The organism is Rhizobium sp. AG855 (assembly GCF_003610655.1).
Lineage (GTDB): Bacteria > Pseudomonadota > Alphaproteobacteria > Rhizobiales > Rhizobiaceae > Allorhizobium > Allorhizobium wuzhouense.
In genome coordinates, this window is the sequence record NZ_RAQG01000003.1 from 2667410 (window position 1) to 2694327 (window position 26918).

General features: G+C 62.4%; 25 protein-coding genes and 1 riboswitch. Of the genes, 8 read left to right on the forward strand and 17 right to left on the reverse strand.

Translation table 11 applies throughout. The annotated features are described in order from the left end of the window. The first annotated feature begins 8 nt into the window (after positions 1-8). Together DFO46_RS13285 and DFO46_RS13290 are read left to right on the forward strand one after the other, a co-directional pair. Positions 9-836: a TlyA family RNA methyltransferase gene (locus tag DFO46_RS13285; protein ID WP_120277621.1), complete on the forward strand. Its 828-nt coding sequence runs from the start codon at positions 9-11 to the stop codon at positions 834-836. Then, entirely contained in the window at positions 833-2083 is a 1251-nt protein-coding gene (locus DFO46_RS13290; protein WP_120277622.1) for a class I SAM-dependent RNA methyltransferase, read from the forward strand. The genes DFO46_RS13285 and DFO46_RS13290 overlap by 4 nt, the downstream gene beginning before the upstream one ends. A gap of 5 nt (positions 2084-2088) precedes the next feature. Here the strand turns inward: DFO46_RS13290 and DFO46_RS13295 are convergent, their stop codons facing one another. The 3 genes from DFO46_RS13295 to DFO46_RS13305 form a co-directional block, all read right to left on the reverse strand. After that, entirely contained in the window at positions 2089-2412 is a 324-nt protein-coding gene (locus tag DFO46_RS13295; protein WP_110789668.1) for a hypothetical protein, read from the reverse strand. A gap of 132 nt (positions 2413-2544) precedes the next feature. Further along, positions 2545-3303: a crotonase/enoyl-CoA hydratase family protein gene (locus DFO46_RS13300; protein ID WP_120277623.1), complete on the reverse strand. Its 759-nt coding sequence runs from the start codon at positions 3301-3303 to the stop codon at positions 2545-2547. A gap of 271 nt (positions 3304-3574) precedes the next feature. Then, entirely contained in the window at positions 3575-5353 is a 1779-nt protein-coding gene (locus tag DFO46_RS13305; RefSeq protein ID WP_120277624.1) for an acyl-CoA dehydrogenase, read from the reverse strand. Positions 5354-5754: 401 nt separating this feature from the next. On the opposite strand from DFO46_RS13305, the gene DFO46_RS13310 reads away from it, so the two are divergent. Continuing rightward, positions 5755-7668, forward strand: coding sequence for a PhoX family phosphatase (locus DFO46_RS13310; protein WP_120277625.1), 1914 nt, complete (start codon positions 5755-5757; stop codon positions 7666-7668). A 129-nt stretch (positions 7669-7797) separates the two neighbouring features. On the opposite strand, the gene minE is transcribed toward DFO46_RS13310, so the two are convergent. From minE to DFO46_RS13345, 7 genes are all read right to left on the reverse strand, one after another. After that, a complete protein-coding gene (gene minE, locus DFO46_RS13315) occupies positions 7798-8058 on the reverse strand; it encodes a cell division topological specificity factor MinE (protein WP_062275848.1) in 261 nt (86 codons plus the stop codon). Then, a complete protein-coding gene (gene minD / locus DFO46_RS13320; protein WP_110789672.1) occupies positions 8055-8870 on the reverse strand; it encodes a septum site-determining protein MinD in 816 nt (271 codons plus the stop codon). Before minD ends, minE begins: the two co-directional genes overlap by 4 nt. Before the next feature lie 29 nt (positions 8871-8899). Further along, positions 8900-9670, reverse strand: a complete 771-nt coding sequence (gene minC, locus DFO46_RS13325) for a septum site-determining protein MinC (protein WP_120277626.1) — start codon at positions 9668-9670, stop codon at positions 8900-8902. 177 nt (positions 9671-9847) lie between these two features. Continuing rightward, positions 9848-10351 (reverse strand): BA14K family protein, encoded by a 504-nt coding sequence (locus tag DFO46_RS13330; protein WP_120277627.1) that lies wholly within the window; start codon positions 10349-10351, stop codon positions 9848-9850. Positions 10352-10558: 207 nt separating this feature from the next. Further along, positions 10559-10978, reverse strand: a complete 420-nt coding sequence (locus tag DFO46_RS13335) for a BA14K family protein (protein WP_183041896.1) — start codon at positions 10976-10978, stop codon at positions 10559-10561. Positions 10979-11202: 224 nt separating this feature from the next. Then, positions 11203-12288, reverse strand: a complete 1086-nt coding sequence (locus DFO46_RS13340; RefSeq protein WP_120277629.1) for a hybrid-cluster NAD(P)-dependent oxidoreductase — start codon at positions 12286-12288, stop codon at positions 11203-11205. 2 nt (positions 12289-12290) lie between these two features. Further along, complete coding sequence (locus tag DFO46_RS13345) at positions 12291-13535, reverse strand: aromatic ring-hydroxylating dioxygenase subunit alpha (RefSeq protein ID WP_110789677.1); 1245 nt, start codon at positions 13533-13535, stop codon at positions 12291-12293. Between the two features lie 100 nt (positions 13536-13635). Beyond that, positions 13636-13839, reverse strand: a riboswitch (cobalamin riboswitch). A 303-nt stretch (positions 13840-14142) separates the two neighbouring features. On the opposite strand from DFO46_RS13345, the gene DFO46_RS13350 reads away from it, so the two are divergent. After that, on the forward strand, positions 14143-14745 hold the full coding sequence (locus DFO46_RS13350; RefSeq protein WP_110789678.1) for a DUF6656 family protein: 603 nt from the start codon (positions 14143-14145) through the stop codon (positions 14743-14745). Positions 14746-14751: 6 nt separating this feature from the next. Here DFO46_RS13350 and DFO46_RS13355 read toward each other — a convergent pair whose 3' ends face one another. Beyond that, a complete protein-coding gene (locus DFO46_RS13355) occupies positions 14752-15822 on the reverse strand; it encodes a GGDEF domain-containing protein (RefSeq protein ID WP_245408807.1) in 1071 nt (356 codons plus the stop codon). 227 nt (positions 15823-16049) lie between these two features. Between DFO46_RS13355 and DFO46_RS13360 the strand changes: the two genes are divergently transcribed. Genes DFO46_RS13360 through DFO46_RS13370 form a run of 3 tightly spaced genes read left to right on the forward strand, consistent with a single transcriptional unit; the run spans position 16050 to position 18866 of the window. Beyond that, positions 16050-17042: an L-threonylcarbamoyladenylate synthase gene (locus DFO46_RS13360; protein ID WP_120277630.1), complete on the forward strand. Its 993-nt coding sequence runs from the start codon at positions 16050-16052 to the stop codon at positions 17040-17042. 5 nt (positions 17043-17047) lie between these two features. After that, positions 17048-18475 carry an FAD-binding oxidoreductase gene (locus tag DFO46_RS13365; protein WP_120277631.1) on the forward strand — a complete coding sequence of 476 codons (1428 nt, stop codon included), beginning with the start codon at positions 17048-17050 and terminating at the stop codon, positions 18473-18475. A 4-nt stretch (positions 18476-18479) separates the two neighbouring features. Next, entirely contained in the window at positions 18480-18866 is a 387-nt protein-coding gene (locus tag DFO46_RS13370) for a LysR family transcriptional regulator (RefSeq protein ID WP_120277632.1), read from the forward strand. A 16-nt stretch (positions 18867-18882) separates the two neighbouring features. Here the strand turns inward: DFO46_RS13370 and modC are convergent, their stop codons facing one another. From modC to DFO46_RS13390, 4 genes are all read right to left on the reverse strand, one after another. After that, the gene (gene modC, locus DFO46_RS13375; RefSeq protein WP_120277633.1) at positions 18883-19968 is read right to left on the reverse strand and encodes a molybdenum ABC transporter ATP-binding protein; all 1086 of its coding nucleotides are present in this window, start codon (positions 19966-19968) and stop codon (positions 18883-18885) included. Beyond that, positions 19968-20669 carry a molybdate ABC transporter permease subunit gene (gene modB, locus DFO46_RS13380; RefSeq protein ID WP_120277634.1) on the reverse strand — a complete coding sequence of 234 codons (702 nt, stop codon included), beginning with the start codon at positions 20667-20669 and terminating at the stop codon, positions 19968-19970. The genes modC and modB overlap by 1 nt, the downstream gene beginning before the upstream one ends. Before the next feature lie 38 nt (positions 20670-20707). Next, on the reverse strand, positions 20708-21505 hold the full coding sequence (modA, locus tag DFO46_RS13385; protein WP_120278253.1) for a molybdate ABC transporter substrate-binding protein: 798 nt from the start codon (positions 21503-21505) through the stop codon (positions 20708-20710). A 90-nt stretch (positions 21506-21595) separates the two neighbouring features. Further along, positions 21596-23779, reverse strand: coding sequence for a DUF1217 domain-containing protein (locus tag DFO46_RS13390; RefSeq protein ID WP_120277635.1), 2184 nt, complete (start codon positions 23777-23779; stop codon positions 21596-21598). A gap of 365 nt (positions 23780-24144) precedes the next feature. Here DFO46_RS13390 and DFO46_RS13395 point away from each other — a divergent pair, with 365 nt between their 5' ends. Next, positions 24145-24711, forward strand: coding sequence for a DUF6101 family protein (locus DFO46_RS13395; protein WP_110790346.1), 567 nt, complete (start codon positions 24145-24147; stop codon positions 24709-24711). 123 nt (positions 24712-24834) lie between these two features. Here DFO46_RS13395 and ubiA read toward each other — a convergent pair whose 3' ends face one another. Both ubiA and DFO46_RS13405 read right to left on the reverse strand, forming a co-directional pair. Beyond that, positions 24835-25797 (reverse strand): 4-hydroxybenzoate octaprenyltransferase, encoded by a 963-nt coding sequence (gene ubiA / locus DFO46_RS13400; protein WP_120277636.1) that lies wholly within the window; start codon positions 25795-25797, stop codon positions 24835-24837. Positions 25798-25877: 80 nt separating this feature from the next. Continuing rightward, the gene (locus tag DFO46_RS13405; RefSeq protein WP_120277637.1) at positions 25878-26675 is read right to left on the reverse strand and encodes a MipA/OmpV family protein; all 798 of its coding nucleotides are present in this window, start codon (positions 26673-26675) and stop codon (positions 25878-25880) included. Positions 26676-26918 lie beyond the last annotated feature (243 nt).

The window sequence follows — 26918 nt, forward strand, 5'->3', positions numbered from 1 at the left end:
GACGGGGGATGAGACATTTGCCCGAACCCCAGCGCCTCGACCAGCTTCTGGTCGCCCTCGACCTCTTTGCCAGCCGCTCGCGTGCGCGCGACGCGATCCAGCGCGGCACCGTGAAGGTCGATGGTAAAGTCGTCACCAAGCCCAGCCTCGTTTTTGCTGCGACCCATGAATTCACCATTGACGACCCGGCGCAGGATTATGTGTCGCGCGCCGCACTGAAGCTGGTGGCCGGGCTCGACCATTTCGGCCTTTCGCCCGAGGGCTGCGAATGTCTTGATGTTGGCGCCTCGACCGGTGGCTTCACGGAGGTCCTCTTGAAGCGCGGCGCGGCACATGTCGTCTCCGTGGATGTCGGTCATGGCCAGTTTCATCCCCGGCTTGCAGATGATCCGCGCGTCACCAATATCGAGGGACTGAACGCCCGCTATATGGAGCCGGAGGATATCGACGACAGGCCGATCGATTTCGTCGTCTCCGATGTCTCCTTCATCTCGCTGAAGCTGGCTCTGGTGCCGGCGCTGGAATTGGCCGAGCCCGGCGCGCATTGCCTGCTGCTGGTCAAGCCGCAGTTCGAGGCGGGTCGCGAGGCGATCAGCAAAGCGGGATTGCTCAAGGAGCCGGAAACGGCACCGCTGGTGGCCGCCGAACTGGAACGCTGGCTGGTCGAAGATATGGGCTGGACGAGCCTCGGGCTGATCCCCTCCCCGATATCAGGCGGTGATGGCAACGAGGAATTCCTGCTTGCCGGCGTCAAGCCTGACGATGCCGAGGGCGCCGATGACGAAGACGATGACGACATCGATGGCGATGACATGACCGGCGAGGACGCAGAATGAGCGCCGAGACCGTCACCATATCAAGCCTCGGCGCCAAGGGCGACGGCGTTGCCCATGACAGCAACGGTCCGATCTTCGTGCCCTTTGCCCTTCCGGGCGAAACCGTCTCGATCGCGCGGGTGAAGAGCGAGGGCACGATCATGTCCTTCGCCACCACCTCACCCGACCGTGTCCAGCCGCCCTGCCGGCATTTCGGGCCAGATGGCGTCGGCGGCACCTGTGGCGGCTGTTCTCTGCAGCATCTCGCCAAGGCACCCTACAATGAATTCAAGCGGCAGATCCTGATCGATGCTCTGAAGTCCAAGGGTCTTGAAGCACCCGTCGGCGATATCTTCGAAGCGGCCCCGCATCAGCGCCGCCGTCTCGTCTTCACCGTGCGCCGGCGCGAGAGCGGCATCGTCATCGGCATCAACCAGGCCGAGACGCATCATGTCGTGAAGATCGAGGAATGTCCCATCGCGTCCAACGGGATCCTTTCCCGGATGGATGCGATCTACACCATCGCCCGCGCCGCCGGCTCGGATGCCTTCCGCATCACGGTCACCGAGACGCTGACGGGTCTCGACATCTCGCTCGACGGTTTGCGTGGCGGACTTGGCGACCAGGAGCGGCGGGCGGTGACCAATGCTGTCATCAAGCTCAAGGGCATTGCCCGCGTGTCGGCCAATGGCGAAATCGTCATCGAGCCGAACAAGCCGCTGCTCGATTTCGACGGCGCGCGCGTGGCGCTGCCGCCGGGTGGGTTTACCCAGGCGACGCTGGAGGCCGAGGCGCATATGGCGGAACTTGCCATTGCGCATATCGGCAAGGCGAAGAAGGTCGCTGATCTCTTTGCCGGGGTTGGCACCTTTGCATTGAGGATCGCGCGCACGGCGAGCGTGTTTGCCGTCGAGTCCGACGAAAAGGCGATCAAGGCGCTCGATCAGGGCGCACGGACAACACAGGGGCTGAAGCCCGTCAGCATCGAGCGACGCGACCTCTTCCGCAGGCCGCTGATGACCTCCGAGTTCAAGACCTTCGACGCCGTCGTCTTCGACCCGCCGCGTGCGGGTGCTGAGGCGCAGTGTCTGGAACTGGCGAAGTCGCAGGTGAAGAAGATCGCGGCGATCAGCTGCAACCCGCTGACGCTGGCGCGCGATCTCGCAATCCTGACCGCTGGCGGCTATCGGATCGACAAGGTCACCCCGATCGATCAGTTCCTCTGGTCACCGCATGTCGAAGCGGTGGCAACGCTTACCAAGGGCTGATCTGCTCAATAGGTATAGAGCGTGCCGGAACCTGTGACGTTGGCGCAGCGGCAGCTACCGCCAACGCGACCGGGCCTTGCCGGGCACTGCGCCTGGCCGGTGCCACCGATCATATCGGACTGGTCGACGACGCAGACGTAACGCTGCGGCCGGACATAAGGCTGACGCGGACGCTTTGATTCACTCTGGAGGATGTCGTTGTCGTCGTTGCTGTCAACGAAGACCACGGCGGCCTTGGCCGTCGGTCCGGACACCGCCGGAACGGGGCCGGCATGGGCGGAGAGAGTGGCCATCATCAGGCCGATTGCGACACAAAACACACGCAACATGGGAACCTCGAATAGCAACAGATTGGGCAAGGAACGCCCGATGCGGGCAATGGTTGCCGACCCTAGGCCGAAAAGCCTGAACAGAGGCTGAATTGCCGGCTCGAGATGACCGTCGCGACCTGAACCCGGCCCTTACCGCCCCTTCATGAAGGCTTCGAAGGCGGCGCGGGCTTCGGCGCTTTTCAGCTGGGCGACGAAGTGGACGAGCTCTTCCTGCATGCGCGTGCGCACCTCATCGGCGCTGCCCTTGATGAGGGCGCGGGCGATCTTCATCGCGGCCGGCGGCTTGGAGGCGAGCGAGGAGGCGATCTTCAGGGTCTCAGTCTCGACCTCTCCCGGGGAGACGACCTTCCAGATGAGACCGGCCTCACGGGCCTGCTCGGCGGAGAAGCCTTCGCTGGCGGCGAGCATGGCAAAGGCGCGCTGGTGGCCCATGATGCGCGGGGCAATGAGGCTGGAGGCAGCTTCCGGGACCAGCGCCAGATCGACAAAGGGGGTCTTGAACAGGCTGCGGTCGGAGGCAACCGTCAGGTCGCAATGCATGTGCAGCGTCGTGCCGATGCCGATCGCCAGACCATCGACGCCTGACACAAGCGGCTTGGTGACTTCGGTGAGCGCCTTCAAGAGGCCGAAGGCGGCGGGTTCGCCGACGGCGCCGGCCATGGCGAAGCCTAAGAAATCGGCCATGTCGTTGCCGGCGGAGAAACAGCCTTCGGTGCCGAGGAAGGCGATCACGCGGATCGTATCGTCTTGCTCGCCCTCCAGCAGACCTGCGGTCAGCTTCTGATACATGGACTGCGTGATGGCGTTCTTCTTGTCCGGGCGGTTGAAGCGCAGGACGAGGACGCCGGGATGGGCTTCTGGGCGGGTGATCTCAATGTGGTCGGTCATTCTTGTCCCTCTTCAATTGTGTCCGTCGCTGCGAAAGGCCCCTCACCCCGCCTCCGCTTCGCTCGGCGCTCCCTCTCCCCGTAAACGGGGCGAGGGGGACCGGAGGCGCTGCGGCCTTCGCTCGTCTCCCCGCTTGCGGGGAGAAGGTGCCGGCAGGTCAGGCGCAATTCCATTGCGCCGGGGATGAGGGGCAATAATGACCGGTTGAAGGATCAGTCACCCCCACCCGCCGCTTTGCGGCGACCTCCCCCCTCAAGGGGGAGGTGGGAGCTTATGCAAACAGCGCGCGTGCCGCTTCCAGGCTCGCGGCACCATTGACCACACGGTCCTTGAGAGCAGCGGTCTCGGCGATCAGGTTTTCTGCGGCGAAGCGGCAGAGCGCCAGGCGGTTGTCGCGGCCGTGGTCCTCGTCCGCCAATGCTCCCTTGGCGAGGTAGACACCCGTCAAGGCGAGGCCGAAGAGGCGCTGGTAGGGCGTGGCACCTGCGAGTGCGGCGGAGGCATTGCCGCTCGCCAGCTGCGAGAGCAGCCATTCGGTGGCGTCTTCGAGGTCGGAGAGGCTGGCGTCCAGACGGGCGGCAGTCTCGCCGAACCCTTCGAGATTGGAGGCGCGCACGGCGTTTACCACCTGCTTCAGCTCGGTGATGTAGCCACGGACATGATTGCCGTTCGACAGCGGCAGCTTGCGGGTGACGAGGTCGGCGGCCTGGATGCCGTTGGTGCCCTCATAGATCGGCGCGATACGGCTGTCGCGCCAGTAGCGGGCGGCACCAGTTTCCTCGATGAAGCCCATGCCGCCATGGGTCTGGATGCCGAGCGAGGCAACGTCGACGCCGGCATCGGTGGCGAAGGACTTGGCAATCGGGGTGAGCAGGGCAGCGCGTTCGGCCCAGTGGCGGGCCTCATCGCCGTCTGCATGATGGCTCATGTCGGTGGCGTGGGCGCAGACATAGCAGATGGCGCGCGAGCCTTGGGTCAGCGCCTTCATGGTTACAAGCATGCGGGCGACATCGGGATGCTCGATGATCGGTGACATGCCCTGTCCGCTCCAGCCTGGGGCCTTCCCTTGCGTGCGGTCCTTGGCGTATTGCACGGCCTTCTGGGTGGCAGCCTCGCAGATGGCGACGCCCTGCATGCCGACGGCGAGGCGGGCATTGTTCATCATGGTGAACATGCAGGCGAGGCCCTTGTTCTCCTCGCCGATCAGCCAGCCGATGGCACCGGCTTCATCACCATACTTGCCGTCGCCATAGATCATGGTGCAGGTCGGCGAGCCATGGATGCCAAGCTTGTGCTCCAGGGAGTGGCAGTGAAGATCGTTGCGGGCGCCGAGCGAGCCGTCATCGTTGACGAGATATTTCGGCACGAGGAAGAGCGAGATGCCGCGCGTGCCGGCCGGTGCATCGGGCAGACGGGCGAGGACGAGATGGATGATGTTCTCGGTGATCTCGTGTTCGCCCCAGGTGATGAAGATCTTCTGGCCGAAGATGCGGTAGGTGCCGTCATCGCGACGTTCTGCGCGGGATTTCATCACGCCAAGATCCGAGCCGGCATGGGGCTCGGTGAGGTTCATCGTGCCGGTCCATTCGCCGGAGACCATCTTCGGCAGATACTTTGCCTTCAGCTCTTCCGAGCCGTGGGCGGTGACGGCATCCACCGCACCCATGGTCAGCGTCGGTCCAAGCGCAAAGCCCATGGAGCCGGAATTCCACATCTCGAGGGCCGCCACATTCAGCATATGCGGGAGCCCCTGCCCGCCGAAATCCTCCGATGCGGTCAGCGAGTTCCAGCCGCCTTCGGCCCAGGCGCGGTAGAGATTATCCCAGCCCTCGGGCACGACGACCTTGCCATCCACCATCCGGGCGCCCTGCTTGTCGCCGATCTCGGCGAGCGGAGCGACCTCGTCTGACGCAAAGCGGCCGGCTTCCGTCAGGATCGCGTCGACGAGATCGTCGCTCAGGTCACCCAGTCTGCCGTCGTCGATGGCTTTCGAGAGGCCTGCGACATGCTTGAGGGTGAACGCGATCTCTTCTACGGGCGCCTTGTACATGACGTGCTCCTCCAACTGGCGTATGCTCGTGGCCACGCCAATTCTCCACCCAGGAGGCGCGGCTCATTCTCTCAAATGGCTAATTGATTTTTACGTAAACGTCAAATCTTTTGGAGGCGCCAGCTCGCCCCATCCGCTGCCGGCCTGCGCCTCCGGATGAAGGCGGGTCAAGGCATAGACAAACTTGCGTGACCGACCACCGCCGCACCGTTCTTGACGGCTCCGGAGTGAAGGCCAAAGGCAAGGCAGTCCAAGCATTTGTCGGGACAATTCCGGCAAAACCGGGCGACTGCCCTTACCCGCGCACGTCGCACGGGATGTTTTCGGACGGAAATTCGTCACATGACTGTTACCCAGGCTGGCTAGTCGGGGGTGGACTTCAACCCAAAGGAGGCACTGCCATGACCGAGACCAACACCAATCATCTCTCCTGGGACGAATGGGACGAGCTGCACAATCCGCCGCCGGCCGTCACCGATTTCGACCGCGTCGTCGAGCGCGCCGTTTCCCGCCGTGGTTTCCTCGGCGGCGTGCTGGCGCTTGGGTCTGCCGCTGCCGCCATGGGCACGCTCGGCAACCTGATGAGCACGACCTCGGCCCAGGCGCAGGACGCCGGCTCGCGTTTCCCGTTCAAGCCGGTGCCTGTCTCCACGGACAACACCGTGCATGTGCCGGAAGGCTATCGCTGGGAGCCGCTCGCCAAGTGGGGCCAGCCGCTGTTCTCGACCGCCTCCGACATCGACCCGATGAATGGTGTGTCGCTGGAGAATTCCGACAAGGTGTTCGGCGAAAACACCGACGGCATGGAGCTGTTCGTGATCGGCAGCGCCCAGGTGATCGCCGTCAACCATGAATATGTGAACAACGAGACCAACCTGCCCCACAATGAAAAGGGCATGCCGAAGAGCCTCGACGACGTAAAGATCCTGCAGCACATGCAGGGCGTGACCGTCATGGAAGTGGCCGAAGGCGAAAAGGGCTGGCAGATCGTCGTCGACAGCAAGTTCAACCGCCGTATTCACCACAATACGCCAATGAAGCTCTCCGGCCCGGCTGCAGGTTCTGATCTTGTGAAAACGGCTGCCGATCCCAATGGCGTCGACTGTCTCGGGACCTTCAACAATTGCGGCGCCGGCAAGACGCCGTGGGGCACCTATCTGACCTGCGAAGAGAATTTCAACGGCTATTTCGGCTCGACCGTCGCCGACTTCAAGCTGCCTGACGACTACAAGCGCTATGGCATCGTGGCCGAGACCCGCTACGGCTATGAACTGTTCGACGAGCGTTTCGACGTATCGAAGAACCCGAACGAGCCGCGTCGCGCCGGTTACGTCGTCGAGATCGATCCGTCGGATGCTTCCTCGACGCCGATCAAGCGCACGGCGCTTGGCCGCATCAAGCATGAGAACGCCGCAGTGGTGGTTGCCCGTGACGGTCGCGTCGTCGTCTATATGGGCGACGACGAGCGGGGCGAGTTCCTCTACAAGTATGTCTCCAACGGCATCTATGTGCCCGGCGGCGACACCTCGACGCTGCTCGACGAAGGCACGCTCTATGTCGCGAAGTTCTCCGACGAGGGCACCGGCGAATGGCTGGCGCTGACGGAAGAGACGACCGGCATGAAGATGGACGAGATCTGCGTCTTCACCCGCCAGGCCGCTTCCAAGGTCGGCGCCACGACCATGGACCGCCCGGAATGGGTCGCCACCAACCCGGTTGCCATCGAAGCCTATTGCTGCCTGACCAACAACAGCAATCGTGCCGTTCTCAAAGACGGCAAGATGAAGACCAATGCCGGCGGCGACGTGATGGCACTCAATGCCGTCAACCCGCGCGAGGCCAATGAATACGGCCAGATCGTGCGCTGGTATCCGGAGAATGACGACCATGCCGATGGCAAGTTCAAGTGGGACCTGTTCCTGATGGCGGGCAATCCCGCCGTGCACAAGGACGGGCCCTATGCCGGTTCGTCGAACATCAACGAAGGCAACATGTTCAACTCGCCTGACGGCATGATGTTCGATTCGACCGGTCTTCTGTGGATCCAGACCGACGGCGAAGATTCGAACGAAGGCGACTTTGCCGGCCAGGGCAACAACCAGATGCTGGCGGGCGACCCGGTCACCGGCCGCATCGAGCGCTTCCTCACGGCACCGAAGGGTGCCGAAGTCACCGGCCAGACCTGGTCGGCCGACAAGCGCACGCATTTCGTCGGCATCCAGCATCCCGATGCGCCGTTCCCGGATGGTGAAGGCAAGCTGCCGCGCTCGACGATCGTTGCGATCAAGAAGAACGACAACGCCCGAATCGGCTGATACCGGGTCAGAGGCAAGGCGGCACTGCCGCCCTGCCCCACCCATAGAACGACAGCACAGCAAACAAGAAGGCCGCCAACCGGAGTTCCGGTGGCGGCCTTTTCTATGGGTGGGCGTTTCGGTCTCTGCTCAGGCGGCGAGGCGCTGGGCGTTGAGCGGGATTTCGACGTCGATCTCAAGGATCGAGACGTCGCCGTCGCGGTCCATCTTGATCTCGACCTTGTCGCGGTCGAATTCGACATGCTTGGCGATCACGGCGAGGATTTCCTCCCGCAGGACGGCAACCAGATCGCTTTCCAGCGACGCCCGTTCATGGGCGAGCAGGACCTGCAGTCGCTCGCGCGCCATCGGGGCGGAACGCTGCTTGCGGAACAGGGAGAAAATGCTCATGCGGCCCTCCGCGCGAAGATCTTGTCGAGGAGGCCACGCTTCTCGCCAGGGATGGTGATCGGGACGTTTTCGCCAGCCAGACGGCGGGCGGCGTCGAAGTAGGCGAGAGCCGGCGCACTGCGGGCGTCAGCCAGCGTCACCGGAGCGCCGATGTTGGAGGCGCGCAGAACGTCCATGCTTTCCGGGATGATGCCGAGCAGCGGGATCGAGAGGATCTCCAGCACGTCATCGACCTTCAGCATGTCGCCACGCTGGGCGCGGTTGGCGTCGTAACGGGTCAGCAGCAGGTGCTTTTCCATGCGCTCGCCGCGCTCGGCCTTGAGCGTCTTCGAATCGAGCAGGCCGATGATGCGGTCCGAGTCACGCACCGAGGAGACTTCCGGGTTGGTGACGACGACGGCCATGTCGGCATGGCGCATGGCAAGCGTCGCGCCGCGTTCGATGCCGGCCGGGCTGTCGCAGATGATCCAGTCGAAATATTTCTTCAGCTCGGTGATGACCTGCTCGACGCCTTCGGCGGTCAGGTTGTCCTTGTCGCGGGTCTGCGAGGCGGGCAGCAGGAAGAGCGTTTCCAGCCGCTTGTCGCGGATCAGCGCCTGGGGCAGCTTGGCATCGCCCTGGATGACATTGACCAGATCGTAGACGACGCGGCGCTCGGCGCCCATCACCAGATCGAGATTGCGAAGGCCCACGTCAAAATCGACGACGACGACCTTTTCATTGCGCTGCGCCAGCGCTGCACCGAGAGCGGCCGTCGACGTGGTCTTGCCGACCCCGCCCTTGCCGGATGTCACGACTATCACCTTGCCCATGTGGTTCTCCTGTCTATCCCCGCTCACGTTCACGTCATTCTTTCTGTCATGATTGCATCCCCCTCCAGCCAAAGCTGAACTGGATGCCCTTTCAGTTCCGGATCCATATCGTCGGTCATCGCGTAGACACCGTCGATTGCCACCAGTTCGGATTCGAACTTACGACAGAAGATCCTTGCGTCGGCATTGCCAACGCATCCGGCGAGCGCTCTGCCACGCAATGCGCCATAAATATGCACCGAGCCTCCGGCGATCACTTCGGCACCGGATTGCACCGAACCGATGACGGTCACGTCGCCCTGGGTGTAGATCACCGACTGACCGGATCGCACCGTTTCCCGCACGATCAGCGAGGGCGCCGAGATCTGGCTCTGCTGCACCACCACCTGCGGCGGGGCCTGTTCCACCGGCGGGTTCGCCGCCGCTTCGGCGCTGTTTCCGCCCGCCGGCTCCGGCGTCTCGGATCGCGGCACTTCGTAATCGGCGGCCGGCTTGCCACCCTTCAGCATCGGCGGCATGCCCGGCTCGACCAGCGACGGGCGACCGCCCTCGACGCCCATGATCGAGACATTGCGGCTGGCGAGCCCTGCGATCAGCGCCTTCAGCTGCGGCCGGTCGATTTCCAGGTCCGACACGTCAAGGACGACGGGGCGACCGAGAAAGAAGCCGGCCGAGCGGGCCGCAAGATCATCGAGCCGGACGAGCCAATCGTCGAACGGCAGATCCGGCGTCAGGACGACGGCCAGGAAGGATCTACCCTTGATGCGGATGGAGCGTGGTTCGGTTAGCACTTTGGTCATCTACGTAAACAAATCGTTGATGAAAGGAGTAGCGCCGATTTGGTTAACAAATGGTTAATGCGCCTCCGGCGGCGTTAGGAAAGTCGCGGAAATGCCATAGAAAAAGCCGCCCGCAGCGTGAGGCTGCGGACGGCTTTCAAGAGGGTCGAACCGGGCGGATTTTGCCGCCCGAGACGATCAATAATAAGGCGACAGGCACTGCTGGCGCGGGCCGTTATACGGCTGGAAGGTGTTCGAATAGCTGTCGTACGAACGATAGCGGTTCTGGCACCACTGATAGTGCTGCGGGTTGATATTGCCGGCCCGCGGCACCGCGCGCGGCTGGTTGGCAATCGCACCGCCGATGATGGCGCCAGCCGCGAAGGCTGCGAGCGGGTACCAGTAGCCATTGTGATAACGGTAACCCGAGCGGCGCTCACGATAGCCACGATGGCCGTTCCAATAGCGGGAACTTTCGTAGCGATTATAGCGCTCATAACGCTCGTAGCGGTCACGCGGATCATAACGACGATCTCGGTAGATGCGGATGCCGCCATCAATATACTGGACATTGCTGGCATCCGTCGTCGTGGTGATCGGTGCTGCCGGGCGGATGACCTGCGCCTGGGCGGGGATCATGCTGGTCACAGCAAGGATCGATGCGAGAGCCGCGACGGCCGTCGTCTTCAATGCACGCTTCATGATGTTTCTCCCTGCATGTTTCTTCGGGTCGTCGGGAGCGGGGCATGCCCCGGTCCTCGACCGTGAAAGAAAGGTTAACGGGGCCAGCCTGAACTGAGAATTAACATGCCGTTCATGGCTCGCGCTTCGCGCGCAACGGTTCTGTGACCGCTCCGACGCGCAAGTGCCGGTTAACGACGGGAGGCGTGTTTTGTTCCCTGAGAGGCCTCAGCCATAGGGCGAGTAACATTGCGCGCGCGGGCCGTAATACGGCTGGAAGCTGTTGCTGCGCCAATGATAGGAGCGGTACCGATCGGCACACCAGCTGTAGTGGCGCGGGTTGAGACCGCCGCCATAGCCGACGATGTGACGGCGCGGGATCGGCACATCAATGATGACCCCGGCGCGCATGGAGCCGGGCGAGAACCAGAGCCCGTTATGATAAACATAACCTGGTCGGTGGAGCCTGTGGCCGTAGGGCCTGATACCATATGGGCGCGCCATGACCGTGACACGCTCATATTGGCGGTAGCTGGTATGGCGCTCATAGATGCGGATTTCGATGCCGCCGGCCTCAGCCTTGCTGCCGGACACCGCCAGACCGGTGAATGTCAGGCACAAGGCCGCGAAAACAGAAACAAGCTTCATGCGTGATCCCCCTTTGGCAATGCCCCACAAGCCCCCCGCCTTCATGGCTGGGGCTGGCCTGACCGCAATCAGCGGTCGGACAATCTGCTTGAGACAATGCTAATCGGGCTCTGAAGCGCCCGCAAGCGGGTGTGACTGCGCGGGGCATGTCTGCAACGAAATGAGGGCGAATCCGACCCGGACTCGCCCTCATTTCAATCACACACGATGTCGGGACTGAGCGCTCAGGCCTCGATCTCGATGTCGCCCTTCGGCCGTGAGCAGCAGGCGAGGATGTAGCCTTCGTCGATCTCGTCGTCGAGGATGCCGCCATTGTGGTCCATCTCGACCTCGCCGGAGATCTTCATCACCTTGCAGGTGCCGCAGAGGCCGGATTCGCAGGCCGCACCAATGCGCACGCCGGCGGCGCGGGCCGCCTGGAGAACCGTGTGGCCGGGGGCGCAGAGGCCGTCCTTGCCGGACATGGCGAACTTGACCTTGGTCGGCTGCTCGCCATCGGCATGGTCGGCGACCACCACCAAGGGCTCTGCCTTGACCGGCTGAAAGGCCTCTTCATGATAGTTCTTCATGTCGAAGCCAGCGCCCTCAAGCGCCTCGCGCACGGTTGCCATGAAGGGGGCCGGGCCGCAGCAGAAGACGGTGCGTTCGAGGAAGTCTGGCGCCAGCAGCGCGATCTTGGCCTTGTCGATGCGGCCCTTCAGGCCCGACCAGAGCTGACCGCGGCCGAGCTGCTCGATGATGAAGCCGAGCTGGAAGTTCGGCATGTCGCGCGCCTTGGCTTCCAGCTCCCAGCGGAAGATGATGTCGTCAGGCGAACGGGCGCAGTTCAGGAACGTGATGTCGCTGTCCGGGGCCCGGTCGCTGAGGTCACGGGTCATCGACATCATCGGCGTGATGCCCGAGCCGGCCGAGACGAAGAGGTATTTCTTGCCCGGATGGCGGGCATAGGAAAAATCGCCGAGCGGGCCAAACGCCTTCAGCGCCATGCCAGGCTTCAGGTTGTCGAACATCCAGCGCGTGCCGATGCTTTCGGCCTGCGCCTTCACCGTGACCGCAACCGTATAAGGGCGCGAGGGGCTGGAGGAGAGCGTATAGGTGCGCATCACCGGCTCAGGCTCGGCCGGGATCTCCAGCGTGACGAACTGGCCGGGCTGGTAACGGAACCAGAGACCCGGCTTGTTCGGCTTGAAGGTGAAGGTCATCACGTCGGGGGCTTCCGGCGTGACGGCAACACATTCGAGCAGATGCTCCCGGTCGGACCAGGGATGCATCTCATCGACGTGACGGTAGGGATTGACCGCGATGTTCATCTTTACGCCACCGCCGACAGGCGGGCCTTGTCGCCCTGCAGACGCTCGATCATGAAGTTCGAATACCATTCGACGAACTGCATGACGCCGCCTTCGTGATCGACCGAATAGGGACCGGGCTCATAAGCTGGCGAGCGAATGCCGAAGGCATTTTCCTCGACGATCGAGCGGTCCTGGTCGTTGGTCATGGTCCAGACATGGGTGAGTTCGTCGAGGTCGTAATCGACGCCTTCAACCGCATCCTTGTGAACCAGCCAGGTGGTGGTCACAGCCGTTTCCTCGGCCGAGATCGGCAGCACGCGGAAGGAGATCGCGTGGTCGCCGAGGATATGGTTCCAGGTGGTCGGGTAATGGAAGAGCAGCATGGTGCCGATATGGCTGATCTGCACGTCGCCGGAGAGCGGCTTCTTCACCGCGCGCTTGCCCGACATGGTATAGCTTTCGGCATCCTGGATCAGCGGCATGCGGGCGACGCGGAACTGGCCTGACGGGTCCATCTTGAATTCGGAGGGCAGGCCGGCGGCCTCGCAGCGCGCCCAGTGTTCGGCGATGAAGGGGTCATCCTTGGCGCCCTGCACGCCGGTTGCCGTCGGGGCTTCCGGATAGGTGCGGCAGAGTTCCGGATGGTTGCCGGCGCAGTGGTAGCATTCGCGGTTGTTTTCCCAGACGAGCTTCCAGTTGCCCTTTTCGATGATCGTGGTCTTGTGCGCGACCTTGGCTTCCGACAGGCGATGCGGCGCCATGTAGGGTTCGATCGAGGCGCGGACGGGGGCGAAATCCGGGGCTTCATTGGCGAGGCAGATGAAGATGTAACCGGCGACGGTTTCGCAATGGACCGTCTTCAGGCCGAAATCGGCCTTGTCGAAATTCTCGCCCATCTGGCGGGCGAAGACCAGCGAGCCGTCGAGATCATAGGTCCACTGGTGATAGGGACAGACGAGCTTGGCGGATGCGCCCTTGTCCTGGGTGCAGACACGGTGGCCGCGATGGCGGCAGGTGTTGTGGAAGGCGCGGATGACCTGGTCCTTGCCGCGCACGATGACGACGGGATAATCGCCGACCTGAACGGTGAAGTAGTTGCCGGCACGCGGGATCTCGCAATCATGGCCCATGAACAGCCAGTCGCGATACCAGATCGTCTCCATGTCGAGCTTGAAGTAATCCTGATCGATATAGAAGGGCTGCTCGAGGCTGAAGCCCTCGCGGCGGTTCTTCAGCTGGCGCAATGCCTTGGTCTGCAGGTCCATGTCGTCCTCGTTTTCCTAAATCGGCAGACGAGGAGCGCAGCAGGGATCCGCCCATCGGGATGGGGCAGAACACAACTATCTCCGGCCGCCCGCCGCGACCCTGATGTATATTTCCCGAGGCTGGTTTCCGGGCTGAGGAGTGGTCCATTGACGGACCGCGCTGGCGCCTTCCCAGGGGTCACCCCAGTGGCTTTGGGCCGAAACGCATTCTCCACCACCGTTGCGGGGGCAGCGCCGGATTTCGACCGGCTTCCCGATTTCCTGCCCTCCCTAGCTGGGCAGCACCTCGAGCGTCAGATCATCTAATCACAAGGGCGAAGGCGGCGCTGCACTGCGAAACGACACGGCAGAAATCGTTTGCGACATCGACGCGTTTGCCACCACACACAGAAGAAAGGCGAATTCTCTTTATATTTCCGAAAACTGCAGCAACGGGGAAGAATTTCCGATCTCGGCAATGGCGCAAACAAGCGATCCAAGGAAGTTCCGAAGATTTGCGTTGCGGCAAGCCTCGGGAAACCTCTGTGCTGCAGAATACCGGCAAATGATGATTAACCATGCTGCGGTAAGCTCAAGACATGAAGCCGGGCACCGTCAGAGCGTTACCATGCAGAAACTGAGATATTTCGCGGCATCCAAGACCGACAAGACAGGGCTTCCCGGCAAGGCGGCGCATACCGAATTCCTGCGAACCGGACGGATCTCGCGCCATCGCGACGACTGGGTGCCGGAGCAGAAACGCTATCTGACCTATGAGGAAGTGGCCGAGCGGACCGGCAAACGGCTGGAAGCAGCCGCCGACACGACCCATACGAGGATCAATTCCTTCCATCGCTCGATCCAGTTTCCCAAGATCATCTTCCACCGCACATTGGCCGACAGCCCGCATCTGGGTTACTGTCATGTGACGGCGGCGCGGACGAACTTCGCGCACTATGCCGATGTGCGCTGGGCCTTTTACATCGCGAACTTCTTCGCCGAGATCGGCGAGAACGAAGCCTTCTTCGAGCGTATCCGGCAGAACTATTCGCGGATGTATTTCGCGGTGGCGATGAAGCCGGAAGCGGAGGCGAAGAGCATGTCGATCGACCGTTCGATCCGCGACAACGGGTTGCTGTTTCGCACCCATGACCCCAAGGAAGCGCTCCGCAACGTGCTGTTGCTCGGCGCACGGGACGCCGAGCTTCGCAAGATCATCAGGAAGCTTTGAGCGCGATCACGCCCCGAAGCCGCCAACCGGCTTCTTCTTGTAGAGCAGCCAATCCTTCGAGACGTAATCCGATGCGCCGTAGACGGTGACGGTATCGCCGCCGGCCGCCTTGGAGGTGGCGAGCGCCTTTTCCGCAAAGTTGGTAAAGTCGAAGGCATTCGGGGCCTGCTCGGAGAAGCAGATGCCGAAGGACATCGACAGCTGACCCAAGCTGCGGCCGCCATTCGAACCGACGAGGGCGCTGGCCTTCAACTTGCCGCGCACGAGGTCCACGACGCGGCTGATCTCATCCTGATCCGAGGTGTAGAGCAGCAGGCCGAAGCGACCGCCATCGAAGCGGCAGGCGAGGTCGCCACCGCCGGAGACGGCTTCGAGAACCTTGCCAACCTGCATCAGCAGGCGTTCGGCGACGGTCGGACCCATCTGTTCCTGGATTCGCGCATACTCGTCGATCTCGCCGACGGCGACGCCGCAGAGGACGGGCATTTCGGGATTGGAATAGATCTTCGCGACGGCCTTATTGAAGGCGCGGCGGCTTGCGAGCCCGGTCAACGGATCGACGAATTTTGCGGCTTCGGCCTCTTCCGCCTCGCGCTGCAGATCGGCAAGGGCAGCGGTCTTGTCGACGACGGCGCGCACGACATTGCTGTTCTGGTGCGCGCGCTTCTCGGTTGCCGCCTTCAGCATCTTGATCGACTGGCCAAGCGGGGTGCCTTCGAGATCCGCCTCTGTCAGGATGGTGCGCGAGGCGTGGCCAATGACACGGCCGTAGTCGGTGAGGGAGATCTTCTCCTCGTTGAGAAGCGAGATGAAATTGCTCATTTCGGCGCGAACCTGACCGTTCTGGCGGCTCAGCAACCCGTCTTCATGCTGGTGGGGCAGGTATTTGCGTCCCAGTTCGTCAAGCGCTTCCTGGGTCTTGACCTTGCCAAGCGCGATGAAGTCGCGAACCAGCTCCGGATTGCTGCCCGAATAGGCCTCGTAGACGAGCTCGTAATTGCGCGGAAGGCCATCAATGCCCATCTGGTGCATGGCGGTCGCCACGCGAAGCGCGATGCTGGCCGCTGGGTTCTTCATTTGCTGCATCTCATACGTCCCGGATCTGGAGGCAATCTTGTCGCTGAGATTAGAATAAGCAGAAGACTTCTTTCTTTCGGTTACGCCGCTATTTAAAATTTGAACCATTCAAATACCCCCTTGAATTAAAGGGTGTGATTTTCCGTGGTTCCGATCACAAAAAGAGGTTTGATCACGCAACCCCGTCCGGGCTATGCACGGGTTTTGAAACTGGCAGGGCGGGCGCGATGGCGCGGGTGATCTCGACAGGTGACGACGGCGGAGCGGAGGCGGCGATTGCGGCCAGCATTGCGGTGCTTGGCGCGGGCCGCCCGGTCGCCATACCCACCGAGACCGTTTACGGCCTTGCCGCAGACGCGACCAATCCGGCAGCGATCACCTCGATCTACGAGACCAAGGGACGGCCGCGCTTCAACCCGCTGATCTGCCATATGGCGGATCTCGCCATGGCGGAGCGCCATGCGGTGTTCGATCCGATTTCGCGACGGCTTGCCGAGGCTTTCTGGCCCGGGCCCCTGACGCTGGTGCTGCCGCTGAAGGAGGATTCAGGCATTCATCCGCTGGCGACGGCCGGGCTCGACACGGTCGGGATCCGTGTGCCCGTCGGCTTCACGTCAGCGCTCATCCGCAGTTTCGGGCGACCGCTTGCAGCCCCCAGCGCCAATTCCTCCGGGCGGATCAGCCCGACCACGGCTCAGCATGTGGAGGCCGATCTCGGCGCGAAGATCGAGGTCATCGTCGATGGCGGCGCCTGCCCCGTCGGCGTGGAATCGACCATCGTCAAGGTCGAGGACGGTGAAGCCCGCCTGCTGCGGCCGGGTGGCGTTGCCGTCGAGGCGATCGAAGCGGTGATCGGGCAGAAGGTCATTCGCCCGAAGGCAGCCGGGACGGCCGCGATCGAGGCGCCGGGCATGCTCGCATCGCATTATGCGCCCAGTGCCTCGGTGCGGCTGAATACGGCAGCGGTCGTACCGGGCGAGGCTTTGATTGCCTTCGGCAACGGCGATATTGCCGGCGCAGCGGATGCGAAGGCGGTGTTCAACCTCAGCCCCGACGGCGACCTTGCCGAAGCCGCCAGCAACCTCTTCGACTTTCTCAAGCGCGCAGACGCGAGCGGCGCCACGGGTATCGTGGTGGCACCGATCCCGGATGACGGTCTCGGGGAAGCGATCAATGACCGGCTGACGCGGGCGGCTGCGCCGCGCGGCACGGAGGAATGACAGACATGACCGTGACCATGAGCCTTGCCGAGCGCCTGCGGGCCTTTGTCGACATCGTCGGCGAAGCCAATGCGCTGACTGCCCCCGATGACCTCCGGCCGTACCTCACCGAAAATCGCGGGCTTTACCACGGCGCCTCGCCGCTTGTGCTGAAGCCCGGATCGACGGCCGAGGTCTCAGCCATCCTCAAGCTCGCCTCCGAAACGGGCACGGCGATCGTGCCTGTCAGCGGTCGAACGGGTCTCGTTGGCGGCCAGGTGCCGCGCGAAGACAGCCAGGACGTTCTGCTGTCGCTGGAGCGGATGAACAAGATCCGCGAGGTCGATCCCGTTGCCGACGTGATCGTTGCCGATGGCGGCGCCATCCTTGCCGATGTGCAAAAGGCGGCGGAGGCTCATGGCAGGCTCTTCCCGCTGTCGCTCGGCTCCGAAGGATCCTGCCGCATCGGCGGCAATTTGGCGACGAATGCGGGCGGAACGGCGGTGCTCGCCTATGGGAACATGCGCCAGCTCTGCCTCGGGCTGGAAGTGGTGTTGCCTTCAGGGGAAATCTGGGATGGCTTGCGCAGGCTCAAGAAGGACAACAGCGGCTATGACCTGCGCGATCTCTTTATCGGCGCGGAAGGCACGCTGGGGGTGATCACCGGGGCGGTGCTGAAGATGGTGCCACGCCCGCGCGGGCGGCAGGTGGCCTATGTCGGGCTTGCCTCGCCTGAGGCCGCGCTCAAGCTGTTCGAACAGGCCTCCCAGCGCTGTGGGTCGGCACTCACCGGCTTCGAACTGATGCCGCGCATCGGCATCGAGTTCACCACGAAACACATTTCCGGTGTGCGCGATCCGCTGGCGTCCATCCATCCGTGGTATGCGCTCGTCGATATCTCGACTTCGGATTCGGAAGAAACCGCCGGGACAATGATGCAGGAAATGCTGGCGGATGCCTTCGAGGCCGGCCTGATTGCGGATGCGGCGATTGCCAGTTCGATCGCCCAGCAGGATGCCTTCTGGCACCTGCGCGAGAGCATGTCGGATGCGCAGAAGCCCGAGGGCGGCTCGATCAAGCATGATGTCTCCGTTCCGGTCTCGCGCATTCCCGCGTTTCTGGCGGAAGCGGATGCGGCTGTGCATGCGCTGATGCCGGATGCGCGCATCTGCGCTTTCGGCCATCTCGGCGACGGCAATATCCATTACAACATCAGCCAGCCCGTCGGCGCCGACAAGGCGGCGTTCATCGCCCGCTGGCGCGAGGTGAATGCCGTGGTGCATGCCGTCGTTCACAAGCACACCGGCTCGATCTCGGCCGAGCACGGCGTCGGCCAGCTGAAGCGGGACGAGCTTGCGGCAAGCCGCCCGGCGATCGAAACCGACCTGATGCGGCGGATCAAGCTTGCCTTCGACCCGGCCGGCATCATGAACCCCGGCAAGGTGATCGGCTGATGCCATGACAGGCTCCCCGCACCTTTCGCTCCGGATCGATCTTGCCAACGGCGCACGGCTGGGGCCGGGCAAGGCCCAGCTGCTGGCTCTGATCGTCGAGCATGGGTCGATCCGGGCGGCAGGCGCTGCGATGGGCATGTCCTATCGTCGGGCCTGGCTTTTGGCGGACGAGATCAACCGGATGTTCCGCGAGCCGTCAATCTTCACGCGACATGGGGGAAAAAGCGGCGGTGGTGCGGGGCTGACACCGTTCGGCGAAACCTTGCTGGCTGCCTGCCGGCGGATGGATGGGGAGAGCCGCAAGGCATTGGCGGCGGATCTGGATTGGCTTGAAAGCATGCAATCCACCGATTTCATCGCCGGGGACGGCAAGGCCAAGGACGAAGGCTGAGATTGGGGCGCAGTCCTCAGGCCTGGGCCTGACGAAACAGAGCTTCGGACGCGATCGATACCGTCTTGAACAGCAGATGCACCGGCTTTCCAGGCTGCAGCTCCAACTGGCGCAGGGAGCGCCGGGTGACTTCCGCAACCACTGTGAGACCATTGCAGTCAACGGTGAGCGTGGCGCTCGCGCCAGTTGCTTCCCCCACCTGCCGGATACGACCAGAGAGCCGATTGAGGGCGGAGAGCCCGCTAACCGGCTCTATGGAGACGACGATGTCGGACACCGGCACAAAGAGCCGGACGCGGCTGCCAAACCTCAAAGGGGCGCTGCGCAGGAACAGCGGCCCGGCGGCCGAGAGGGCTTCGGTGAGGCCATCCTCTTCGTGGTGAGCGGCAATCACCGCCTCGATGAAATTCCCTGCAGGAAGCTCGCCGGAGGCTCGCGGCACGGTTGCCAGCGCCTGGTCAGGTCGACCAACGGGCGTTACCCTGCCCTTGTCGAAGGTCACGACCGCTGTCGCGAGCCTTGCCACTTCCTCGACGGAATGACTGACATAAAGGATCGGCACACCGAATTCGTCACGGATGCGTTCGATATAGGGCAGGATCTGCGCCTTCAGGCTTGTGTCCAGCGCTGACAGCGGCTCGTCCATCAGCAGAAGCTTGGGGCTGGCCATCAGCGCACGACCGAGCGCCACGCGCTGTTTTTCGCCGCCGGAAAGGTGGGCCGGTCGACGGGCGAGAAGGTCGGCGATGCCAAGGAGTGCGGCGATGCGATCGAGATCCTCGCGGCGCTCGGCTTGCGGCAGCAGACGTTCGCCGTAACGCAGGTTCTGCAGCACGGTCAGATGCGGGAAGAGCCGGCCTTCCTGGAAAACGTAACCGATGCGGCGGCGATGGGGCGGCAGGAAGATGGACCCGTCGCTCCAGGTTTCGCCATGGAAGACGATGCGTCCCTCCTGCGGGCGGATCAGTCCCGCCACGATATTGATCAGCGTCGTCTTGCCGGAGCCGGAGGCACCGAAGAAGGCCGTCAAGCCCTCGCCCAGTGTCAGATCGGTCTCCAGCCTGAAGTCTCCCTGGCGGTGGCGAATGGCAAGTTCCAGCATCAGGCGGCTCCGACGCGGGCGGCGATGCGGCGCGACAGGAACTCGGACGCGATGAGCGCGCCGAGCGACAGCACGATGGAGATCAGGGTCAGGCGCATGGCCGCGACGTCACCACCGGGCACCTGGGTATAGGTGTAGATGGCCGAGGCGAGTGTCTGGGTTTCGCCGGGAATGTTCGAGACGAAGGTAATCGTCGCGCCGAACTCGCCCATGGATTTGGCAAAGGCGAGAATGGCTCCGGCGGCGATACCGGGCAGGACGAGAGGCAGGGTGACGGTGCAGAAGACGTAAGGCGGCGGCGCGCCAAGCGTTGCGGCGGCCGCTTCCAGCCTTCGGTCGACGGCGTCGAGCGACAGGCGGATCGACCGGACCAGCAGCGGAAAGCCCATGACGGCGGCGGCAAGGGCGGCCCCCGTCCAGCGGAAGGAGAAGACCAAGCCGAAAGCCTGCTCAAGGAAGGCACCGACTGTCCCCTTGCGGCCGAAGGTGATCAGCAGCAGATAACCGGTCACAACCGGCGGCAGGATCAGCGGCAGATGGACGAGGCCGTTGAGCAGCGCCTTGCCGCAGAACTGCTTGCGCGAGAGCAACCAGGCGACGAGCAGCCCCAAGGGCAGAGAGAAGACCACGGCAAAGGCCGCGACCTTCAGGCTCAGGAGCATCGCGGTCCATTCTTCGGCCGTCAGGGTCAAAAGGGGCATCCCGGATGCTGGATCAATTGCGGTCGGTCCGTCTGGCTTCAGTTGGTCTTGGCAAGCACCGTAAAGCCGGCGGCGGTGAAGATGGCATGGGCCTTGGCGCCCTGCAAGTAAGCGAGGAAGGCCGCAGCCTCGGGGTTGCTGCCATCCGTGGTCAGGGCTGCCGGATAGACGATCGCCGGATGGCTCGCTTCCGGGAAACGATCGAGAATTTTCACGCCCGGATCGACCTTGGCATCCGTCTCGTAAACGATGCCGAGCGGGGCTTCGCCGCGCGAAACAAGCAGAAGGGCCGCACGGACATTCTCGGCCTGGGCGACCTTGTCCTTGACACTTTCCCAGACGCCGAGCTTTTCCAGGGCTGCCTTGCCATAGGTGCCGGCGGGCACGGCATCGACATTGGCCATGGCGAGGCGCCCATCGCCCAGAAGCGTTTCCAGCGGGAAATTGTCGCCGATGGTCGTGGTTACCGCCGAATCCTTCGGTGCAACAAGCACGATACGGTTGCCGAGCAGGTTGATGCGGGTGTCGGGTTTGATCTTGCCGGCCTTTTCGAGGTGATCCATCCACTTGAGATCGGCCGAAATGAACACATCAGCCGGCGCGCCCTCCTCGATCTGCTTGGCGAGCGCCGAGCTTCCGGCAAAGGAGAGCCGCACCTCGTTGCCGGTTTCGGCCTTCCAGTCGGCGGCGATCTTCTCGGCGCTTTCCTTGAGGCTCGCGGCGGCAAAGACCGTTACCGGCTCAGCGGCGGTTGCCATGCCCAGATTCGGCCCGGAAAGGCTTGTTGACGCAAAGACCAGGAGGGCGAGAGCGGCGGATTTCAGCAGGGTGCGCATGGCAGGCTCCATTTCGATATATTCCTTCGGATATATCGATAGCCAAAAAGAAACCCGCCTTCAAGATGCGAGGCGGGCTTCTCCGACGCTTCAGGCCTTCAATTGTGCAATGCTGAGCAGCAGGTCTGCGGAGATCGTGCCGTTTCCGCCAGCGAGGACGCTGACAGGCGACGAATCGAAATTCGCGTTTGCCGAGTCGTACATGGCTGTGTAGCGCTCGATCAGGCGCTGCAGTTTCTTCGGGTCCTGCAGATCCGCCAGATCGAGTTTGGATTTGATCACCTTCGCCTGGGATTCGACCTTCATCTTGGTGAATTCTTCCGAGAAGCCGAAGGTCGTGCGGAAGACTTCCGCAAGCGCCGTGTCGGCAACGATGTCGTAGGCACTGGTGATTGTGGGAGCCGTGCGCTGGAAATAGAGGGCGAGACGCACCGCCTCGCTGCTCTGGCCTTCATTCTCTTCCAGCGTCTGGCGCATGAAGAGATTGATGGTTTCAAGCGTTTCGCCGCGCTGCTGGACGGTTCCCAGGGTTTTCCTTGTCAGTTTGCCGTCACCATCGAAGTTGAAGGATCCGACCAGCTCTGCCCATTTCTTGTCCGCCTGCTGATTGACGAAGCTCTTGCGGTCGCCGAGGTCGGAGGCAAAGGCCTTCTTGAGGAAGTCGTCCGTGACCTTCTTCGGATCGAAGCCATAGGCGCCCAGGACGACATCGATGATACGGCGGTCCGCCAGGAGGTCCTGCACGGTCTCCACGCCCTGGATCTTGTCCTGATAGTAAGCCGCTTCCTTGCCGGCAGCCTCCTTGGCAGCCTTCAGCTGGTTGCCTTCCAGGAAACGCGCCTTGTTGACGATATATTCCTTGGAGATCAAAGTGGCTGCAAAGGCGCTGTGGGCCTGCAACGGGTCGTCGACATTTCCCTTGCTGTCGAAATTGAAGAGCTTGGACATTGCGATCAAGCGCTCGTCGCGGGACTTGTTGGCAAAACTTGCGGGATCGGTGAAGTCGCTGGTCAACGCCTTGCGCAGATCCGCATTGCTGAACTCGCCGGCTTCGATGCCGAAGGCCCGCTGCAGGAGCAGCTTCATCGACGCATTGTTCAGCAGCTCATCGACTTTGGTGACCTTGGCCATGCCGGACTTGTAGGCACTGGTCAGAGCGTTCTTCTTCGTCTGATCGACATCATCATAAAAGGTGGCAAAACCAGCATTGGTCGAGGCGAGCTGAGTGCTGCCCTGGGCCGGCTGGCCGGCCTTCACATCACCATTGGTGTCGAAGTTGAACTTCTGCGCGACAGCCACCCACGCGTCGCCGCCTGTGGAGGCGAAGTTGCCGTCTACAGACAGATCGCTGGTGACGATATTCTTGAAGACGGTCGAGGTGACCGTGCCCTCAAGCTGGAAAGCCGTCTTCACATAATTGAACAGGCGGCTGTCTGAGGTGATATCAGCGACCGAGGTGACGCTTGCAATCTTCGAGGTGTAGTAGGCCTTCTCGCGCTCAAGGTAATAATTGCTCACATAGGTCTGCTCTTCGTCGATATAGAGCGCGACCGTGTTTTCTTTCTGCGCGGCGGTCTGGGCCGTCGCGGCCGACAGGCTGCCGTCGGCGTTGAAGTTGAAGGCAGACGCCATTCTGAGGAAGCCGGCGGCGTCCTTGCCCTTGTTGGCCACCAGCTGGTTGACATAGCTGTCCGGGTCGCTGACGTCGCTGGTCAGCACCTTGAGGATGTGCTCCTTGCTGTAATAAGGACCATCGATGCCATAGGCACTCAAGGCATAGTTGAGCAGCCGGGAATTCCCCATCAGGCCCTGCGCGCTCGAAATCGTGTCGATTTGCTTTTCGTAATATTTGGTTTCCGTCTCAAGCTTGTCGCTCTCGGCGGCCAGAGCCTGGTCGTAACGCGCGAGCAGCTTCGTCTGCTGGGCATCCGTCTGACCATCTGCCTTTGGCGCGGTAAACTGGAAGGCGGCGGCAAAATTGCGATAACGGTCGTCGCTCAGCTTGTTGGCAAAACTCTTCTCATCGTTGAGGTCACTCTCGAGAACCTTCTTCATGAAGGCCTTGGCATAGGTCATCTCTTCGAGACCATGGGCCTTCATCGCATAGGAATAAAGCTGATAGTCGTCGAGAAACTCGTCGACCGTTTTGACCTTGCCGATGTTGTCTTTGAAATGCTGGGTCTGACGCGTGACCGTACTGTCTGCGGCAACCCGGTCGAGGCTTCCCTTCAGGTCACGCGTGACCAGATTGTAGCTGAGATAGGTGGATACCATGGGGCATTCCTCGACGGACACATAGAGAGCGCAAATCGCATTATGCGCGCCAATCCTTGCCTGTAGCTTTATAGATTCCTGAAGAAGCGCATCGAAATGCAGAATTCGCAGATCGCGCGCATGGCGGCATCCCGGCCGTCCTCCCCGTCTTCTGTCCCTGGCTGAAACAGCACGGCCGAAAGTTCACTTTTTCGAAACCCTGCCCGATATGACAAAACTAACCATTTGAGACCGCAAGGTTTTTTTTACCGCGATTTTTAAGCTGTCTCTCAGGAGGCGCGGCTATCTTGGCGTCATAGAGGACGCAAAGTCCCGAACAGACGAGCACATGACGCGCTCTCGGGTAAAACAAGGGTAGCATGAAGATGACGAACACCGTTTTGAAGCCTGCATGGGCCGGCGCCACCTTGCGACTGGATCCCTCGCGGTTCCCCCAGCAGGTCACCTACGCTCTGCGCGGAGCCTCTGGAGACGTGACGATCACCATCGACGAACGCGGCGCCGTGCTGCGCAAGATCCTGGCCGGCAGCGGACTTCCACTCTCCTTCGCCCTGCCCGCCCGCGCCTTCAAGGGCGTGGCGGCACGTGCCATCGACCATGGTGACGGCGAAGTCACCGTGACGCTGGAGCTGCATCACGACGATCCGGAACTGTGCATCCCGCTCTTGGTCGCACACGACCTCTGCGACATCGCCGCCGACTGGCGTGGATGGGCAGACGCCTTCCGCATTCCGATGCTGATGGTCGAAGCCGACGGCATTGCCCGGCCGCTGGAAGAACATATTGGTGAAGTGCGCGCCAAGGACACGCAGCCGCGCCGCCGCCATTCCTATTTCGCCGAGCGTCGTCCGCGCTTCCTCGTGCGCCGCACGACCGGCAAGCTGGGTGTAACGATGAAGATTTCCGGAAAGGAAATCATCGCCCGCAACTGATCCTGTCCCGACCTGGGACAAACAGAGGCCCGGATGGCAACATCCGGGCCTCTTGCATTTCAGGGTTTTACCCGATGAAGCGTGCCATCGGGGGACAGATCGGACACCACCGGAAATCCGCCTTCAACTCCCTAAGGCAAAGGGCAGCGCCAGGATGAGGCCGGAAAAGATGATGAGGCCGACGCGGTTGTTGGATTTGAACAGCTTGAGGCACTGCGCGCCGTCATCAATGTTGAGCACCTTGATCTGCCAGCCAAGCAGAGCGCCCGCCGCCAAGAGACCCAGCAGAGCCGGCCAGGCCGCCCCCGCCACGATGAAGGCGATGAGCAGGAGCAGAAGCGTCAGGCCGTAGAGACCGACCAGCCAGATCTTGGTGTCGTCGCCAAACAGGCGCGCGGTGGAACGCACACCGACCAGCGCGTCGTCTTCCTTGTCTTGGTGGGCATAGATGGTGTCGTAGCCGATGGTCCAGGCCACAGCCCCCGCATAGACGAGGATCGCGGCGAGCGACAGATTGCCGTGAAGCCCTGCCCAGCCCATCAGCCCGCCCCACGAAAAGGCAAGCCCGAGGAAGAATTGCGGCCAATCGGTGAAGCGCTTGGCGAAGGGATAGATCGCGACAATGGCGAGCGACAGGATGCCGAGCACGATCGAAAAGGTGTTGAAGCAGAGCAGCACGACGAGGCCGACCAGCGCCTGCAGCACCATGAAGATCTTGGCATTTTTCCGCGAGATCCGACCTGACGGCAGCGGCCGCGAACGGGTGCGGGCCACCTTGTCGTCGATTTCGTGGTCGACGAGGTCGTTATAGGTGCAGCCGGCGCCGCGCATGGCGACCGAACCGACAAAAAAGAGCACCAAGTGGAAGACGAACAGGCCAACGTTCAACCGGCCTTCTGCAGCGAGCGCATTGGCAGCCAGAGCCGAGGACCAGAAACACGGCCACATCAGAAGCTGCCAGCCGATCGGGCGATCCCAGCGCGCAAGCTGGGCATGCGGCCAGAGCCATCGCGGCAACACGCGATAGACGAAATTGTCGGAGGGCGCGTCGACGACGCGGTCGATATCGGGATTGGCTGTGCTCATATCGCTTTTGATAGAGCATGGGCGGGGCCAAGAAAACTCTCCCCTGCCCTCCTCCTCTCAAAATCGACTGCGGCCTTTCGTCAGTCGAAGCTGACGCCGAACTTGTAGCTGGCGGAAACGCCGAACATCAGCTGGTTGCGGCTGCCTTCTTCCTTCACGAGGCTCGAATCGGCAGCGGGGCCGGCAAGGCGCTTATATTCGGTAAAGGCGCTCATCGAGAGCTTGTCGGTGGCATCCCAGGTGATGGCGCCACCCGCGCCGTAAGAGGTGATGCCCCCTTCCGGATTGTACTGACTCAGCCCCGAGGCCGCCGATTCCGTGGCGTCCACGCCGTAATAGGCCTGGGTGTAGCCGCTCGTGGCATAGCTCAGGCGCGGGCCGGCGGAGACGCGCAGGCCCGGTGCGACATCGGTGAAGGCATCCAGCGCGACGTCGGCCACGAGACCATCATGGCTGCGGAAGCCCTGGCGCAGTTCGGCGCGGGCACGCAGGTAGTCGGTGACATAGAGATCGGCAAATCCGCCGAGTTCACCACCCCATTTGATCTCGGAAAGGCCCGTCAGGGCGCTGTCTGTGCCGGCATCGCGACCGGGGAGGAACTTGCCGACCACACCGGCGCGCAGCACATCGGTGTCGTAGATCGCGAAGCTCGGATTGTCGTTGCGGGACGAGAAACGGGGTGCGCCACCGCGTCCGACCGAGATGATCGGCTGAAAGAAGAGCTTGCGATTCTTCGAGCCTTCGAAGGTGGGCGCGGAAATGCCGGCGCCGCCGAGCGTCACATACCAGTTGCCGGAGAAGAAGCCATCGGCCCATGCCGGCGGCGCGACGAGCGCGACAGACGCGGCAAGAAGAGAGGCGAAACGCGCCTTTTGCATGATGACCCCCAGAGTTACGCAGAACAACAGACCGGCAGGGCGCAGGCCTTGCTTTCGTTCAATATCGCGGAAATCCGTTACGACACCTTTAACCACGACGACCAGCACGCCGCACAGACCATCAGCGCTCCCGACATTTCGATCGACCAAGCTGCTGAAGCGCCTCAAAAAAACGACCACGGGCCGAGATGAGTGCACGATGCCGGGATTTCCCGTCACGAGCGCGAGTTTATCCTTGACCTC

Coding starts and splice junctions, on each gene's coding strand:
- DFO46_RS13285 (WP_120277621.1), top strand. CDS start 9: ATGAGACATTTGCCCGAACCCCAGCGCCTCGACCAGCTTCTGGTCGCC.
- DFO46_RS13290 (WP_120277622.1), top strand. CDS start 833: ATGAGCGCCGAGACCGTCACCATATCAAGCCTCGGCGCCAAGGGCGAC.
- DFO46_RS13295 (WP_110789668.1), bottom strand. CDS start 2,412: ATGTTGCGTGTGTTTTGTGTCGCAATCGGCCTGATGATGGCCACTCTC.
- DFO46_RS13300 (WP_120277623.1), bottom strand. CDS start 3,303: ATGACCGACCACATTGAGATCACCCGCCCAGAAGCCCATCCCGGCGTC.
- DFO46_RS13305 (WP_120277624.1), bottom strand. CDS start 5,353: ATGTACAAGGCGCCCGTAGAAGAGATCGCGTTCACCCTCAAGCATGTC.
- DFO46_RS13310 (WP_120277625.1), top strand. CDS start 5,755: ATGACCGAGACCAACACCAATCATCTCTCCTGGGACGAATGGGACGAG.
- minE (WP_062275848.1), bottom strand. CDS start 8,058: ATGAGCATTTTCTCCCTGTTCCGCAAGCAGCGTTCCGCCCCGATGGCG.
- minD (WP_110789672.1), bottom strand. CDS start 8,870: ATGGGCAAGGTGATAGTCGTGACATCCGGCAAGGGCGGGGTCGGCAAG.
- minC (WP_120277626.1), bottom strand. CDS start 9,670: ATGACCAAAGTGCTAACCGAACCACGCTCCATCCGCATCAAGGGTAGA.
- DFO46_RS13330 (WP_120277627.1), bottom strand. CDS start 10,351: ATGAAGCGTGCATTGAAGACGACGGCCGTCGCGGCTCTCGCATCGATC.
- DFO46_RS13335 (WP_183041896.1), bottom strand. CDS start 10,978: ATGAAGCTTGTTTCTGTTTTCGCGGCCTTGTGCCTGACATTCACCGGT.
- DFO46_RS13340 (WP_120277629.1), bottom strand. CDS start 12,288: ATGAACATCGCGGTCAATCCCTACCGTCACGTCGATGAGATGCATCCC.
- DFO46_RS13345 (WP_110789677.1), bottom strand. CDS start 13,535: ATGGACCTGCAGACCAAGGCATTGCGCCAGCTGAAGAACCGCCGCGAG.
- DFO46_RS13350 (WP_110789678.1), top strand. CDS start 14,143: ATGCAGAAACTGAGATATTTCGCGGCATCCAAGACCGACAAGACAGGG.
- DFO46_RS13355 (WP_245408807.1), bottom strand. CDS start 15,822: ATGAAGAACCCAGCGGCCAGCATCGCGCTTCGCGTGGCGACCGCCATG.
- DFO46_RS13360 (WP_120277630.1), top strand. CDS start 16,050: ATGGCGCGGGTGATCTCGACAGGTGACGACGGCGGAGCGGAGGCGGCG.
- DFO46_RS13365 (WP_120277631.1), top strand. CDS start 17,048: ATGACCGTGACCATGAGCCTTGCCGAGCGCCTGCGGGCCTTTGTCGAC.
- DFO46_RS13370 (WP_120277632.1), top strand. CDS start 18,480: ATGACAGGCTCCCCGCACCTTTCGCTCCGGATCGATCTTGCCAACGGC.
- modC (WP_120277633.1), bottom strand. CDS start 19,968: ATGCTGGAACTTGCCATTCGCCACCGCCAGGGAGACTTCAGGCTGGAG.
- modB (WP_120277634.1), bottom strand. CDS start 20,669: ATGCCCCTTTTGACCCTGACGGCCGAAGAATGGACCGCGATGCTCCTG.
- modA (WP_120278253.1), bottom strand. CDS start 21,505: ATGCGCACCCTGCTGAAATCCGCCGCTCTCGCCCTCCTGGTCTTTGCG.
- DFO46_RS13390 (WP_120277635.1), bottom strand. CDS start 23,779: ATGGTATCCACCTATCTCAGCTACAATCTGGTCACGCGTGACCTGAAG.
- DFO46_RS13395 (WP_110790346.1), top strand. CDS start 24,145: ATGACGAACACCGTTTTGAAGCCTGCATGGGCCGGCGCCACCTTGCGA.
- ubiA (WP_120277636.1), bottom strand. CDS start 25,797: ATGAGCACAGCCAATCCCGATATCGACCGCGTCGTCGACGCGCCCTCC.
- DFO46_RS13405 (WP_120277637.1), bottom strand. CDS start 26,675: ATGCAAAAGGCGCGTTTCGCCTCTCTTCTTGCCGCGTCTGTCGCGCTC.